At 67.3% G+C, this 16,263-nt stretch carries 6 protein-coding genes; 5 read left to right on the top strand and 1 reads right to left on the bottom strand.

What is annotated here, in order from left to right:
* Positions 1-13: 13 nt before the first annotated feature.
* Complete coding sequence (locus ACLQ3F_RS25340; RefSeq protein ID WP_425851811.1) at positions 14-2,128, bottom strand: AAA family ATPase; 2,115 nt, start codon at positions 2,126-2,128, stop codon at positions 14-16.
* A gap of 389 nt (positions 2,129-2,517) precedes the next feature.
* On the opposite strand from ACLQ3F_RS25340, the gene drmD reads away from it, so the two are divergent.
* The 5 genes from drmD to drmC are packed head-to-tail and all read left to right on the top strand — an operon-like array spanning position 2,518 to position 16,210.
* The gene (gene drmD, locus ACLQ3F_RS25335; RefSeq protein ID WP_425851809.1) at positions 2,518-5,688 is read left to right on the top strand and encodes a DISARM system SNF2-like helicase DrmD; all 3,171 of its coding nucleotides are present in this window, start codon (positions 2,518-2,520) and stop codon (positions 5,686-5,688) included.
* Complete coding sequence (locus ACLQ3F_RS25330; RefSeq protein WP_425851807.1) at positions 5,688-9,752, top strand: Eco57I restriction-modification methylase domain-containing protein; 4,065 nt, start codon at positions 5,688-5,690, stop codon at positions 9,750-9,752. The genes drmD and ACLQ3F_RS25330 overlap by 1 nt, the downstream gene beginning before the upstream one ends.
* Entirely contained in the window at positions 9,749-13,450 is a 3,702-nt protein-coding gene (gene drmA, locus ACLQ3F_RS25325) for a DISARM system helicase DrmA (RefSeq protein WP_425851805.1), read from the top strand. The genes ACLQ3F_RS25330 and drmA overlap by 4 nt, the downstream gene beginning before the upstream one ends.
* Positions 13,447-15,510 carry a DrmB family protein gene (gene drmB, locus ACLQ3F_RS25320; RefSeq protein ID WP_425851804.1) on the top strand — a complete coding sequence of 688 codons (2,064 nt, stop codon included), beginning with the start codon at positions 13,447-13,449 and terminating at the stop codon, positions 15,508-15,510. The genes drmA and drmB overlap by 4 nt, the downstream gene beginning before the upstream one ends.
* Positions 15,500-16,210, top strand: a complete 711-nt coding sequence (gene drmC / locus ACLQ3F_RS25315) for a DISARM system phospholipase D-like protein DrmC (protein ID WP_425851802.1) — start codon at positions 15,500-15,502, stop codon at positions 16,208-16,210. Before drmB ends, drmC begins: the two co-directional genes overlap by 11 nt.
* The last annotated feature ends 53 nt before the right edge of the window (positions 16,211-16,263 follow it).

Here is a 16,263-nt window from a genome sequence, read left to right as displayed (position 1 = left end):
CGGTGGCGCGCAATCAGTCGCCGCCGACCGTCTGGCTGGTGAACCTGATTCTCGGACGCCGGTACGCGGCCAGCCACAGCCACGGCATGAACAGCGCTCGGGTCGCATAGCGCGAGGTGGCCTCCGCTTCGGACTGCTCGCCAGACAGTGACAGCTGCCGTGCGTCTACAGCGGCCTTACGCGCGTGCCCGTGTGCTCTGAGCAGGCGCCCCCGGAAGAGGTTCAGCCGAGCATCGGTCAGGTCGATGCGGACCAGCTGACGGACGTCGCGGTAATCCTCAGCGATCTGCCGCGCCTGACGAAGCAACAGACCCGAGTCCGCGAACGCCCGCCGCATCAGACTCACCTCCGCCAGATCCCTGATCGCGTATGCCTTGCCCCGCTCCCAGGGCAACTGCTCACAGGCTTCCAGGAACCGGCGCACCGTCTGCTCACACGAATCCAGCTCGCCCAGATGCCAGTAGGCGGCTCCGACCAGCGACTGTATGTCGATCATGTTGTTCGGGTCGCCAGCTGCCTGGGCGATCTCCTCGGCATCTTCCTGAGGGTTCTTGACCACGGCGAGGGCTTCGGCCGCTTGGCCGGCTCGGAACAGTGCGAAGCCGACGCACCGGAGCTGTCGGGCGATCTCCCGTGCCGAACCGGCGCCCCGGGCGATACCGAGCCCCAGCTGGGCCGTGCGAGCCGCCTCCTCAGCCTCACCGCGCACCGCGTGCGTAGATGAGATCACTGACAAGGCCAGCGAACGCTGCTCATCGTTCCCCAACGCCGTCGCTGCCTCGTACGCGATCCAGCCGAGTTCGATACGGTCGTCGAACAGACCCAACGTGAAGAAGATGTCGAGCGTGACCTCGAACAGCTTCACGCACTGCTCGTACGCCTCATGCCGGTGAAGGTCGCGGACGAGCAGCCGTATCGCCTCGATGTGCGCGCCGGCGCCGGCGGCGTCCTCCCAGTCCTGGCTGAAGCGGGCGATGAAGTGCTCCGCCAGCCTTCCCGCGAATGACACAGTCTCGCCGGACGCTGTGTGGTTGAGCACGAATAGCCGCAGCGCAGCCGAGCATGTGTACACCGTCACGCCGTGCTGCTGGCGCGACGAGAGCAGCCCATCGGACCACAGCCGCTCGACGAGGGCGCCCACGTCGGCCGCCGGGATCGCGAGTGCCACTCCCAACTGCTCAGCGTCGGCGCTGCCGCCCAGGTAAGCGCACACACGCAGCAGGCTGCGTCCCATCTCGTTTACGTCCTGCCACACCACGCTGAATAGCGCGTCAGCCAACTGCGTCGACCCGCTCTCAAGCTGACCAAGCCGGTCCGAAAGACTCCGGCCGTCTCGAGAACACGCCAGCACGAACAGCTCAATCGCCCTCGGATTACCGCCGAGCAACCGATGGATGCGCTCGAACGTGGCAGCATCAGCTCCGACGATCTCCGGAACGCTACGGCGCCGGGCCTCCCGAAGTAGCAGCTCCTGCATGTACTGCAACTGAAGCTCTTGCAGCAGCACCCGCGGCGCCGGCAGCCGACCAGGAGTGTTGGCGCTAACGATGGCCAGCGAGCCGCTCGGCAGGGTCCTGAGGAAGTCGATCAGGTGCTGCGCATCGGCAGCGGTCAGCCGCAGGTTGTCGACAACCAGGACAGCCGGATGGTCAGCCAGGTGTGCACGTAGCGCCTCGGCCTTGTGCTCGGCGGGAGCCGCTGACAGTGCCGGACTTCCGGTGGCGAGTCCAAGCGTGCGGGCAAGGTCCGCGAGACTCAGCACGCTGTTATGAGCGTCGAACCAGACCAGCGACGTGAACCCGTGGCCCGGCTTCCGCGCCGGCCGGCGCTCGGCAAGCCGATGCGCCACCTCCGTGGCCAGCGCGCTCTTGCCGACACCAATGCTGCCCTCGATGGAAACCAGGTACTCGCCTCGGTCGAGATGCTGCAGAGCCTGGGCCACCTCATTGCCGCGGTCGACGAGTTGGGTACGAGACGGCAGCAGCACCTTCGGCTTTCGTGACCGGTTCCTGCCAGCTTCGCGGAGACGCACGATCAGGGGCGGCAACCCCAGGACAGCGGCGACCACCGCCAGCAGCCCGGAGATCAGGCCGAGCCACTCGCTCACGCCGGAGGTGAAGCCACCCACAGAACAGACCTCACTCGCACGCCATCATCACGATCGGTCATCTACCGACCACAGAACGACGATCATCTGCCGCCAGTCTTACCGAGGTCCAAGTTGGACGCAACGCCATACAGGACTGCATCGACCAGAGGCTGAGCGAGTTGCAGCGCCCGCCAGGTGCTGGCCCCGACTTCGCCTTTACCGCAATTTCACTTCTTAGAGTGTTTTAATTCGACCTTTCTCACCACCAGCCATCTCGGGGCGTGCGGGGTCGCCTCCTTGGGCCGTCCGAATTGATCCGCTGCATCAGACAGCTGGCGGGTACGTCCAGGCGTGATTGAGGAATCGGCAGTCAGGTAGCCGACACATGGTCGACTTGATCACGTAAGCGCGCAGGTTAGGGTTCTTCGGTGACACTCTCGTCCACCAGGGCGACCAGCGCGTCAGGGGTCGCCGAACTTGCCCTTCCGGAGCCAGGTCAGGTCGTCGAGGTTCGCGGGTCGACCTGGGCGGTGGCACAGGTCAAGCCGCAAGGACTGCCGCGCAGCCCGGCGGACGAAGCCGTGGCCTCGCTGAACCACGCGGTGACCCTTCAGGCGCTCGATGAGGACCGGCTGGGTGAAGAGCTGACGGTGGTCTGGGAGCTGGAGGTCGGCCACACCGTCACGCCCGCTCAGGGGCTACCGACGCAGGTCAACCCGGACGCCTTCGACGACCCGAACACCCTCGCCGGGTTCGTCGACGCGATGCGCTGGGGCGCGGTGACCTCGGCGGACGACCGTAGCGTGCAGGCGCCGTTCCACAGCGGAGTGGCGGTGGAGGCTTACCAACTGGAGCCGCTGCGCCGGGCGCTGTCCTCGCCCCGGACGAACCTGCTGCTGGCCGACGATGTCGGCTTGGGCAAGACCATTGAGGCTGGCTTGGTCGTGCAGGAGCTGCTGCTGCGGCACCGGGCGCGTACCGCGATCGTGGTGTGCCCGCCAAGCTTGTCCCTGAAGTGGCAAGACGAGATGCGGGACAAGTTCGGTCTGGACTTCACGATCATCAACAGCGAGTTGATGCGGGAGGTACGGCGCCGCTACGGCCTGCACGCGAACCCGTTCCAGCTCTATCCTCGGGTGATCGTGAGCATGGCGTGGCTGCCGCATCTGCGCGCCCAGCGGATGCTGCGTGACGTGTACGCGCAGGCGGCGAGCACGAAGAGCGCTCGGCGGTACGCGTTTGACATCCTGATCGTGGACGAGGCGCACCACGTGGCGCCGGCCAGCCCGTCGACGATCGGTGGTGGGCGCGGCTACGCCGTTGACACGCAGCGCACGCTCGCGGTCCGGGATCTGGCTGACAAGTGTGAGCACCGTCTGTTCCTCAGCGCCACTCCACACAACGGGCATCCGGAGTCGTTCACGGCGCTATTGGAGATGATCGATTCGCGCCGGTTCAGCCGTGGTGCGCTGCTAGACGAGCGGGCGTTGCGGGAGGTGACGGTTCGGCGGTTGAAGTCGGACCTGCCGGAGAAGGGTTTCCGCCCTCGGGAGCTACGGGTCATCCCGTTCACACCGCGCGCCGACGAGCAGGAGATGTTCGCTCTGCTGGATCGGATTCTCACCGAAAGCGCGAAGGCGAACGGGACCGGTGAGTCCGGTGACATCACCGCGATGCTGTTCAAGAAGCGGTTCTTGTCGAGCCCGTGGGCGTTCGGCATGACCTTGCAGTCCTACCTCGCCGCGCGGTCGGTGGGCCAGGCGCCGACGGACTGGGACTACGACGACATCCTCGGCGAGGGGCAGGCTGACGAGGAGGAAGGCCTCTGGGAACAGGACGAGGCGACGGCCCTGCGGCATAGCAAGGCCACCGACCCGCTGGTCGCCGCCGCGCCAGGCGAGTTAGAGCGACTGGCCGAGTGGGGGCTGAGCTTCGAAAGTCGACCCGACTCTCGCCTTGACGAGCTGATTACCGCCCTGGATGCGATCTGCCGACCGGGCGGGTTCTGGTCAAACGAGCGCATCGTGGTGTTCACCGAGTACGCCCACACCCTGGAGTGGGTACACCGGGTGCTGGTGCAGCAGGGCTACGGCGACGTGCTGGAGGTCATCCAGGGGCAGACGCCGACCGACGAGCGCGAGCTGATCCGCGAGCACTTCACCACCGAGCCGTCGGCAAAGAACCTCGTGCGGGTGCTGCTGGCCACCGACGCAGCCGGTGAAGGCATCGACCTCCAGGACCACTGCCACCGGCTGATCAACCTGGACATCCCGTTCAACCCGTCACGGTTGGAGCAGCGCATCGGCCGGATCGACCGGTACGGGCAGCAGCAGACTCCGCTGGTGTTCCAGTTCTCCCCGGACCGCTCGGCGACGCTGTACGCCGCTGACATGGAGTTCATGGGCCGGATCGCCCGCAAGGTCGTGACGGTCGCGCGTGACCTCGGATCGGTCAACCAGGTCATCGCCGAGGAGATCCAGAACCACTTCACCCGCTCCTCAACGGGACGGCGCAAGAAGGGCGCGCTCGACGGCAACGCTGTGATCAACAAGGCGTTGGCTGGCGGGTTGGACCTGAACAGCAGGTTGACTCAGTTGGAGAAGGGCTACGCCGACAGTCGGGCGGAGCTGCACCTGGAGCCGGAGAATCTGCGGCGGGTCGTCGACACCGCGCTGCGGATCAGCCACCAGCCGCCCCTGGTGGTGGCCGGCGACGACCGGACCGACGCAGCCGTGTTCGCCGTGCCGCCGCTCGGCCCAGCCTGGCAGTCGACGTTGAAGGGCCTGGACACCCGCTCCGAGCCGGGTGTATTGCGGCCGATCACGTTCGACGACAAGGCCGCGGCAGGGCGGAAGGACTTGGTCTACGTCCACCTGGGTCATCCGCTGGTGAAGAAGGCTCAGCGGTTGCTGCGACGGTCGCTGTGGAGCGCGGACGCGCCGTTGCACCGAGTCACGGCGGTCGTGGTGGATGGGCTGGAGGAGTCCTTCGTCGCGGCCGTCACCCGGATGGTGCTGGTCGGCCGGGGAGGGCTACGCCTGCACGAGGAGATCTTCCTCGCCGGCGTACGCCTGCGGGGCCGCCGTGCTATCGCCGAGGAACGCGCCGAGCAACTGCTCGACCAGGCCCTCGACGCCGGCAGGCTGACGCTGGCCGCTGCGGACGTCCGCGCCGACCTGGCCAGCGAGTGGAACGAGCCGGAGTCCCCGCTGCGGTCCCGGCTGCTCGACTCGATGACGCGCCGCGCCGAGTCTCGCCATCAGCGGGTCAGCGACCAGCTCGCTAAACGCGAGGAGGCCGACGTCAACCGGGCGCGGGAGATCTTCGCCGCGTTCCGCCGCAACCTGAACGAGTCGCTGGACCAGCTCACCAGCGCCGAGATGCAAGACCAACTGGCCCTCTTCCCCGACGACCAGCAGCGGCAGCGCCGCCGCGACATCGAAACGATGCGCCGTCGCCTGGACGAGCTCGGCGACGAGGAGCAGCGGGAGATCGCGGCGATCACCGAGCGGTACCGCGACGTCAAACCACACACCACCGCCGCAGCGGTGGTGTTCGCGCTCACCCCGGCCGACGCCCAGCGAGGAGGTTCACGCTGATGCGGACCGCCCGTACCTTCCGCCCGAAGACCGCCACCGAGCTGCACCGGGCCTGGCTGGGACTGGTCGAGACAGACGGCCCGTTCCTGGCGATCCCGCCGCTGAAGCGGGTGTGGCCGCAGGGCATGCCCGCCCTGGACCCCGAACGCCTCGACGTCCTCCGCGAGGCCAAGCCGGCGTACGACCACGCCTGGGAGGCCCTCGACATCGACCCGGACGACGAGACCGTACAGGCCGAGTACACCGAGGTCCGCGACGTCTGGGTGCAGACCGTCCTGCGGGACGTCGTCGGCTGGCGTACCTCGCTGGCCTGGGGTCCCGACTGCGCGCCCGGGATGACCGCGCACTCACCCGACAGGCGGGTCGTCGTCACCCCGCAGGCGGCGCTGCACGGGCCGGACGGCATCGGCGCGCTGGTCGGCGTGGTCGACAAATGCGACAGCCTGCACGCCACCGGCACCGACGGCTGGGCCGCCACCGCCATCGACCGGATGGAAGCGATGCTGCGCGGCACCGGCATCGCAATCGGCATCGTCACCGACGGCCGCTGGTGGGCGCTAGTCTGCGCCCGGCCGGACGCGATGGTCGCCTCCGGCATCGTCGATGCCCAGACCTGGGTCGAGGAGCCGCTGACCCGCAACGCATTCCTTACTGTCATCGCCCGGCAGTACACCATCGGCGGCGACCCCAACGAGCGGCTCCCCAAGCTGTTCGAAGAATCCGTCGCCGCCGCCGAGGAGATCACCGAAGCCCTCGGCGCCCAGGTCCGCCGCGCCGTCGAGCTGCTGACCCAGGCGTTCGCCGAGACCGCCGCCGACCACGACAGGCGCGGCCTGCGCGATCCGCTCCCGGACGCTCCACACGACACCTACTCCGCCGCCGTCACGGTCATGATGCGCGTCGTCTTCCTGCTCTTCGCCGAGGAGCGCGGCCTGCTGCCGCAGAGCGAGCTCTTCCTGCAGGGGTACGGCATCAACGGTGAACTCGACGCCCTGGAACAACGCCGGCTGCGCGACGGCGAGGAATCGCTGGACAGCACCTATCTGACCTGGCATCGGCTGCTCGCCACCAGTCAGGCCCTCTACCGGGGCGCGTCTTTCGAAAACATGCGCATGCCCGCGTACGGCGGATCGCTGTTCGACCCAGACCGGTACCCGTTCCTGATCGCCTCAGACGACAACGGCACCCTCGCCCTGCCCGTCTCCGACCGGGTCATGCTGCATGTCCTGCGCTCGGTGCAGGTCGCCCAGCTCAAGGGCGGCGACGCCCGCCGAATCTCGTTCCGCGACGTCGACGTGGAACAGATCGGCTACATCTATGAAGGGCTGCTCGGCTACTCCTGCACCCGGGTCACCGGCGACACCCTGGTCGGCCTCGTGGGTGCCACCGGAGCGGAGCCGGAGATCCCCCTGACCGTGCTGGAGCAGCTTGCCTACGCCAATGCGACTCCGGCGAAACTGGCCACCGCGATCATCGCCTGGCTCAAGGAGAACCAGCCTGCAGCCACCCCGCCGAGCGCGAACGCCCTCGCGAAGCGGCTCGCGGCTGCGCCCGGCGACGACGCAGACCGCATGCTGCGCGCGGTGACCGATGACGACGACCTACGCGCACGCCTGCTCCCCTGGGCCCCCATCACCCGGCCCGACCTACGCGACCGCCCCACCGTCATCCTGGACGGCGGTCTGGTAGTCATCGAGACGCCGTCGCGGCGCAACGCCGGCGCCCACTACACCCCGAAAGACCTTGCCGAGGACGTCGTCAAGCACGCCCTCGAACCGCTCTGCTACTGCCCCGGCCCGCACCAGGTCCCTGAGAGCAGCGGCGCGTGGAAACTGCGCGGCTCGGACGAGATCCTCAACCTCAAGGTGGCCGACATCGCCGCTGGCTCCGGCGCATTCCTAGTCGCCGCCGCCCGCTACCTCGCCGCCCGCCTCGTCGAGGCATGGATTGACGAGGACCCCGCCAACGCCGGGCAGCACGACCTCGGCCAACATGCGATCCGTGAAGTCGTCGCCCGCTGCCTGTACGGCGCCGACATCAACGCGATGGCCGTCGAGATGTGCAAGCTGTCGCTCTGGCTAGTCTCCCTCGACCGCGACCTGCCGTTCTCCTTCGTCGACGACAAGATCCTGCACGGCAATTCCCTACTCGGCCTCACCGACCTACGCCAACTCCGCACCCTGCACATCGAAAGGCCCACCCACCAGCAGCCCAGGCTGACGGCAAAGGACGTGGACGGCACCATCCGGCGGGCTGTCGATATCCGCCGCAACCTCGCCAGCGAGGTACGCGAACACGACCCCATACGTAGCGCCACCGCAAAGCGCCGCCAGCTCAATCAGACGCGCACGCTCACCGCCGACCTACGTGCCGCAGCCGACGGGGTGATTGCTGCCGGGCTCCGTCTCGGCGGCAAACCCGGCAAGGCCCTGAACGAAGCATACGAGAACCTGGCCGAGGCAGTGGCCGCCGCGATGCCGACCAACGACATATCCGCAGATATCAAGTTCCTGCGATCGATCCTCGATGAGGGTCTGACGCCAACCGCCCTAACTGACGACGGACGTTGGCAACCGTTGCACTGGGTGCTCGAAGTTCCGGACGTTTTGATCGACCATGGGGGCTTCGATGCGATCATCGGAAACCCACCCTTCGTTGCTGGATCTAGCATCTCCGGGGCCATGGGCGGCAATTTCCGAGATTGGCTTGTGCACCAGATCGCAGGAGGCCGGCGCGGAAACGCTGATCTTGTGGCCTACTTCTTCCTCCGATCGGTCGAACTCCTGCGCAACGATGGCAATATGGGTCTGATCGCCACCAACACCATCGCTCAGGGCGACACCCGCGAGGTCGGCCTAGATCAGATCCTCACTCAAGGCGTTGAGATAACCCGGGCAATACAGAGCAAGAAGTGGCCTGTCGCTACGGTCAACCTCGAATACTCGGCCATCTGGGGAACCCGCGACAAGGTGCCGTCCACAGTTAGCAGATGGGTCGACGGGATCAAGGCGGAGCGAATAACGAGTCTCCTTGAGCCAGCTGGCCGCACGGCAGGGAGTCCGAATCGCCTGAGCGCCAACCGTGAAGTCGCATTCCAGGGCATCAAGATCGACGGCATCGGTTTTGTCGTCTCCGACAGCGAAGCAACGGAGTGGCTGAGGACTGACCCGCGATACGCCGAAGTTGTATTGCCGTACTTGAGCGGCGAGGACTTGAATTCGAGAGCGGACTGCACGCCTTCGCGTTGGGTGATCGACTTCTACGGAAAGTCGGAGGAGGAGGCCGCTCACTTCGACTGGGCATACTCCCGCGTAACGGAGTTAGTCAAGCCAAAAAGGATGGAAAACAACCGCAAGCTATATCGAGATTACTGGTGGCAGCACGCTGAAGGCCGCCCAGGCCTCCGCCGGGCCGTCTCCGGCCTGAGTGAAGTCTTGGCAATCACTCTCCATGGCAAGACTCTCATGCCCGCAAGAATATCGACGGCGTGGATTCCGAGCCACGGACTGGCAGTATTTGCTACTGACTCATACGTGGATCAAGCAATTCTCTCGAGCAGCCCACATCAGATGTGGGCAATCAGGTATGGCTCCGGCATCCGGAGTGATCCGAGATACACGCCATCTGATGTATTTGAGACGTTCCCACGGCCGGAACCAACGGTTCAGCTGGACGAAGTAGGCCAGATGCTGGATGAGGAGCGGCGATCGGCCATGTTGCGTCGCGGGCTCGGGTTGACGAAGCTGTACAACCTGGTCAACGACCCGGGGATCGTTGAGGACGACGACGCGGACGTGGCCCGGTTGCGGCGGATCCATGTCGAGCTGGACGAGGCGGTGATGGCGGCGTACGACTGGTCGGATGTGCCGTTGGAGCATGGCTTCCACACGTACCGTCAAATGACGCGGTGGACGGTAAGTCCGGCGGCGCGGGTGGAGATCCTGGACCGGTTGCTCGCGGAGAACCTGCGCCGCGCGGCGGCGCAGCAGCCGAAGGCGGCGAAGAAGGCGACTGCCCGCCAGCGAAAGCCGGTGGTCCACGAGGGCCAGGAGTCGCTGCTGTGACTGACTCGGCGCCGGGTTTCCGGCTCGTGCACGAGCCGGACGGCACCTCGTACACGGTTCGGGAGAACCTGGTCGACATCCTGGAGCGTGAGTTGCTCGGGCCTTCGGGTGGTCCGGAGGAGCTGTTGGCGGTGAGCCCGCGTCAGCTGTACCTGGTAGGACATATCGCGCCGGTGAAGCTGACCGAGCCCGATGCTGATCCGGCCGGCTCTGAAGACGGGTATGGCCTGGTAGGAATCCGATCTGATGCGGCGGGTTTTCATGCCCAGCGTGGGATCCCGGCCGAGTCCGCCGACGGCACCGACGTCGAGGGTGAGGAGGATGACGCCGACGACAAGGCTCCGAGGCAGGGGCTGATGATTCCCTCGTCGATGGGGTTGCGGTTCCAGGTGCCGAACGATCTGGCCGAGTTCACGGTTACCGCGTCGTGGGGCACCTACGAGAGTGTGAAGACCGGTGAGGTCGACAAGCGGGGCCGGGCGGTGCGGCGGTATCGGCGCACGCCGGTTGGGATCGTCGAGAAGATCGCGGTGGGCAAGCTGACGCCGGGGCGAACGTACACGCGGCTACTGACCGGGCAGGTCTGTCTCCGGATCGACGCCTACGACGACGCACGGTTCGGTCGGCGGTTGATCGAGATCGCGCTGGTCAATGACCGGGAGACGCCGCCGACGATCCCGGTGCACGAATGGCTGTTCCAGACGAAGCTGCACGTCGACGCGGACGATGCCGCGGTGTTCCTGCCGGTGCGCGACGTGATGGAGCAGGAGTGGCCGGAGCACGACGACGAAATGCGCCGGTTGCACCTGCAGTACCGCAACCGGCTGGAGTTCGCGGTTGGGCGGACCTGCTCGGTGGACTGGCGGGCGGAGCCGGGGGCACGGCTAGCGACGGCGGTGTGGACGACGTGGCTGCCGGTCGCGGAGACTCCGCAGACGCAGGCGCGGTCGGTCACGGGCGCAATGCTGTCCATGGACGCACTGGCCAAGACCAGCCCTGAACAGGTTCGTCACGGGCTTGCCCCGCTGGTGGATGGTTACCGGACCTGGCTCGACGGTGAGGCCGCGAAGGCGGCACAGCTCCCCGAGCATCTGCGGGACTTGGCCGAGGAGGTCGTAGACGAGGCACGCGCGGCAGAGCAGCGGCTGGCGGACGGCCTGGCGCACGTGGTGGCTGATCCGGAGGCGTTCGCGTGCTTCCGGTTCATGAACGAGGTCATGCGGGACCAGCGGGTCCACTCCCGGATCGGGGCGTTGCGTAGCTCCGACCCGAGCCTGTCGTTCGACGACGCCCGCGGTCAGGTCGAGGCCGACGAGCGGGAGAAGCCGTCGTCGTGGCGGCCATTCCAGCTGGCGTTCATCATCATGCAGCTGCCGGCGCTGACCGACCCCACCGCGGCGGCGCGCAGCGGTGAGCTGTCGCGGGTGGAGTTGTTGTTCTTCCCGACCGGTGGTGGCAAGACCGAGGCGTACCTGGGTCTGGCGGCGTACACGTTTGCGATCCGGCGCCGGCAGCAGATGGTGGCGTCCTCCGATGGCCCGTTGGACGGGCGTGACGGGGTGGCCGTGTTAATGCGGTACACGTTGCGGCTGCTCACCGCGCAGCAGTTCCAGCGGGCCACCACGCTGGTGTGTGCGGCGGAGCTGGTTCGCCGCCGGGACGTGACAACCTGGGGTAGCAAGCCGTTCCGGATCGGGTTGTGGGTCGGCACCGATGTGAGCCCGAAGCGGTGGGACGAGGCGGACGAGCAGCTGCGCAAGGCCAACGCCTATGGCGGGCACCGGTTGACGGTGTTGCAGGTGCAGCGGTGCCCGTGGTGCGGCAGCCCGATCGGCGCTGCGAACGTGAAGCCGGTCAAGACGACCCGGCGGGTGCTGGTCTTCTGCGGCGACGACATGGGGCAATGCCCGTTCGCCAAGGGCGGTCAGGTGAATGAGGGCCTGCCGATGCTGACGGTGGACGAGGAGATCTACCGGATGCCGCCGGCGTTCGTGATTGCGACGGTCGACAAGTTCGCCCGGCTGGCGCGCGAGGGTGAGGCGGCGTCCCTGTTCGGCTATGTCGGCCGGTACTGCGGTCGGCACGGTTACGTGCACCCGGACTACGCCAGTTGCAGTGTGACCACCGGTCATCAGGCTGAGCCTGGCCTGCCCGCCGCGACCGTACGCCCGGTGGGACGGCTTCGGCCGCCGGATCTGATCATTCAGGATGAGCTGCACCTGATCACCGGGGCGCTGGGCACCGCCGTGGGGCTGTTCGAGGTGGCCGTCGAGACCCTCGCGTCGTGGGCGACCGCTGACGGCAAGCCGGTCCGGCCGATGATCGTGGCGTCGACGGCCACCGTGCGCCGCGCCGACGAGCAGGTACGAGGGCTGTACGGGCGCAGCGTCCAGATCTTCCCTCCGCAGGTGTTGGACGTAGCGGACACGTACTTCTCGCAGGAGCTGCCGATCGGGCCGACCACCCCGGGCCGGCGCTACATCGGGGTGAGTGCGCAGGGCGTGCGGCTGTCGAGCGCGGAGATCCGGGTCGCCGAGGTGCTGCTGCTCGCCGGGCAGTTGCTGTTCGACCGCAGTGGATCAGCCGCCGATCCGTACATGACGTTGGTGGGCTACTTCAACGCGACCCGTGAATTGGCCGGTATGGCCCGCTACATGGCCGACGATGTGCAGAACCGGGTCCGGCAGCCCCGCCCCGGATCGGGTTTTCCACGGCGGCTCGGCTCGTACGGGCGCCTGGTCACCGGCGAGCTGACCTCCCGCATCGCTTCGGCCGATATTGGCCGCACCCTGGACAACCTGGCCCTGGAGTTCGACCCCGACTACGCCACGACCACGGCGATGCGGAAGCGGCTCGAACAGCAGGATGCCGGCGGGCGGATGGAGCGGCCGAAGGCCGACCCGTTCGACGTGGTGCTGGCCACCTCGATGCTGCAGGTCGGGGTCGACGTGCAGCGGCTCGGGCTGATGCTGGTGGTGGGGCAGCCAAAGAACACCGCCGAGTACATCCAGGCGTCCTCACGGGTGGGCCGCGACGTCGGCCGTCCAGGCCAGGACTGCGGCCGGCCCGGTCTGGTCGTGGCGCTCGGAAACTGGGCGCGGCCCCGCGACCTGGCACACTACGAGCAGTTCCGGCACTACCACGAGACGTTCTACGCGCAGGTGGAGGCGCTGTCGGTTACCCCGTTCTCGCCGACGGCTCTGGACCGGGGCATTGACGGGGTGCTGGTCAGCGCGGCTCGGGTGCTGCAGGCGCACCGCGACGACGGGCTGTCGCCGGAGCGGGCCGCATGGCGGGTCCGTGACGAACAGGACGCTCTCACCGCCCTGGTCGATCGGCTCTATTCCCGAATCAGGCCGGCGGCCCAGCTGGACGACCTGATGGCGCAGGCGCACCAGCGGCTAATCAACAGGCTGGACCAGTGGAACGCTCGGGGAAAGTACGCCGGGAAACTGAGCAAGACCCTGGTGTATGAGCGCACCGGTGACAACGACAGCTACCTGCCGTTGCTGATCAGCCCGGAGAACGCAAAGGCCCACCAGGGTCAGCCGGACCGCGCGCCGTTCGTCGTCGCGCACTCGATGCGGGAGGTCCAGCCGGAGATCAACCTGCTGGTCAGCCCCATAGCCGAGCGGCTGTTCGTCGTCGAGCCCGATGACGCGCCGTCGTGGGAGCTGCCCGAAGGAGAAGACGAGTGACGGACGACGAGGGGCAGATGATCTTCGAGTCTGCGCAGCTGTTGGACCCGTTGGCCGACAGTGAGCAGGCGAACGTCAAGAACCGGGCCAAGGTTGGCTCGGCCCGCCCGTCGTCGCTGCTCTACACCTACGGTGTCGGCTCGATCATGGACCTGCCGCAGTTCTCGATCATGCCGGCCGGCCTCGACGATTGGGAGCCCATCTGGCGGCGGCGTCCCACCGTGCAGACGATCGAAGAGCCACGGCTGCTCAAGGTGGTCCAGCTTCACCTTGGGTCGCGCGTGCAGCAGCTGCGGCCGTTCCCGTGGCAGCCGAAGGCCCGCGCAATGTCGCAGGAGGGCTCCGACCTCGGCATCCCCGCGCGGGTGTTCCCGCAGTGGCTGCGCTGCACCGGCTGCGACTACCTCGGGCCGCTGTCGCGGTTCAGCTACACCAACACCCACCCGTTCCGGCCCGACCTGGCGACCTTCGAACACGCAAGTTGTCCCGGCCGTACGTTTGCGGGTGCGGCGAAGGGAAAGGTCAAGGCTCCCGCGAAGGGAAAGGCCAGGCGCAGCCCGGCGGTGCCCGCCCGTTACCTGCTCGCCTGCGCCAACGGCCACCTCGACGAGTTCCCGTACGCGCTGTGGGTGCACCGCGGCAGAACCTGCCCCGCCGCCCCGCACCCGGATCTGAAACTGCGCGACAGCAACATCGGACAGGGAGCCGGCGCGGTCATCACCTGCGAACGCTGCCAACAGCGGCGCGGCATGGGCGAGGCGCAGGGCGAGGCCGGCAAACGGAAGCTACCGACCTGCCGGGGCCGGCATCCGCACCTGAACGCCTTCGATCCCAAATGCAGACTGGACACCTCGCTGATGATGATGGGCGCGTCCAACCTCTGGTTCGCCTCCACCCAGTCGATCATCGTCATGCCCCGCAGCGAGGAGCAGAAGCAGACCGCGCTCGCCACGAAACTGCGTACGCACCTGACGCCGGAGGAACTGGCCGACTACAAAGCCCTGCCGAAGGTGCTTCGTTCGCTGCTCGTCGCGCACAAGTGCGACCTCGCCGGAGTCACCGACGAACAGCTGACCGCAGCGGCGGCCGAGGCACTTGCCCCACCACCGTCAGAGGAGGAGCGCCGGGAGAGGCTACGCGATTGGGACCCGGTCGAGCTGCTTGTGCCGGAGTGGGACTACCTGCAGAAGCCGAGCCTGTTCGCGCAGCAGCAGGACTCCAGCGGCCTGATGGTCACCGAGATGCCCACGGCCGCCGACCTCCCGAAGCAAGTGCACCGGGTCATCGCCGTGAACCGGATGAAGAAGGTCAACGCGGTGATCGGCTTCACCCGGATCGACGAAATGGACCGGGTCAACGACCTCGCAAGCCGGCTCGTCAAGCTCACCCGGGACGGCCGCCCCACCTGGGTACCGGCCACCGAGGACCGCGGCGAGGGCATCTTCCTGCAATTCGACGAGGCCGCCATCGCCGCCTGGGAAGCACAGATCTTGCCCACCAGCCTGTGGCGGGCGCACCGCGAAGCCCACCGGCACAACTTCTCCCGGCGCTTCTCCGCTACCGCCGCCCAGATCGACCCCGACAGCCGGTTTCCCGCCCCGCGCTACTGGCTGATACACAGCCTGGCGCACATCCTCATCCGCGAGATGGCGATGTCCTGCGGTTACGGCGCTGCCAGTCTCAGTGAACGCCTTTACGCCTGGCCTGCCACCCCCGACCGGCCCGCCGCCGCTGGACTACTCATCTGCACCACGGCCTCCGACAGCGAGGGCACCCTCGGTGGACTGGTCGCGCTCAGTCAGCCGGAGCGGCTGCACGGGCTCCTGCTCGACGCGCTGCGCAGAGCAGCCCGCTGCTCCTCCGACCCCGTCTGCGGGCAACGCACACCACGACACGGCGAGGACTTCCTGCACGGCGCGGCCTGCCACTGCTGCAGCTTCGCCTCGGAAACCTCCTGCGAACGGGCCAACCGATTCCTCGACCGCAGATTCCTGCTCACTCTGCCCACCATCGACGACGAACGGGTCCCCGGCTTCTTCGGCACCATCGATGTTTACTGACCCCTACACGGCGCTCGGCGCCTTCCTGACCGCCTACGAGGCACAACGACTCGCCACCGTCCTACAAGCCGGCGGCACCTCTGGCCAGGCACTGAAGGAAGTACACGCCGCCCGCCGCGGCGAGGCGAAGCGCCTACTCCTCGCGGCCGAACTCGGTCCGGAGCACCGGGACAACTCAGTCGCCGTACTCCGGGCCATCGCCGGCGCACGATCCGTCCGGACCGCCATCTCCCCCGTCTGGACCATGCCCGGCGTCGAAGCCACGACCGGCCGTCTCACCAGCGAAGCTCAGCGCATCATCGACGACGCACGCATGTCGATCGTCTGCTCCAGCTTCAACTTCACACCGCACTCGGGCATGTGGACTGCCCTCAAGAACGCCGCACGGCGCCCCGGCCTGAGCGTCACGGTGTACCTCGACGCCCACGCTGGCTCCCCGGCAGCCGTCGCGGCCCATCTACCAAAGGCAACCGTACTCCGGACGCTGACCCCGCCCGGAGACCACAATCCGGTGGTCAGCCACGCCAAGTTCATCGTCGTCGACCGCGTGATCACGCTGCTGACCAGCGCGAACTTCTCTTACAGCGCCGAGAACACCAACATCGAACTGGGGCTGCTGGTGCACGACACCAACCTCGCCGCGTCGATCGAAGCCCTCATGCGGAGCAAGCACGGGGTGCTCTACGAGCAAGTGACCTGACAGGTGCGCGCGGCTTACCCGCCCTTGCAACTGAGCGAAGATACCTGGACCAG

Source organism: Micromonospora sp. DT15, assembly GCF_049841475.1.
GTDB lineage: Bacteria > Actinomycetota > Actinomycetes > Mycobacteriales > Micromonosporaceae > Micromonospora.
This window is presented reverse-complemented; position numbering and strand designations above follow the sequence as displayed.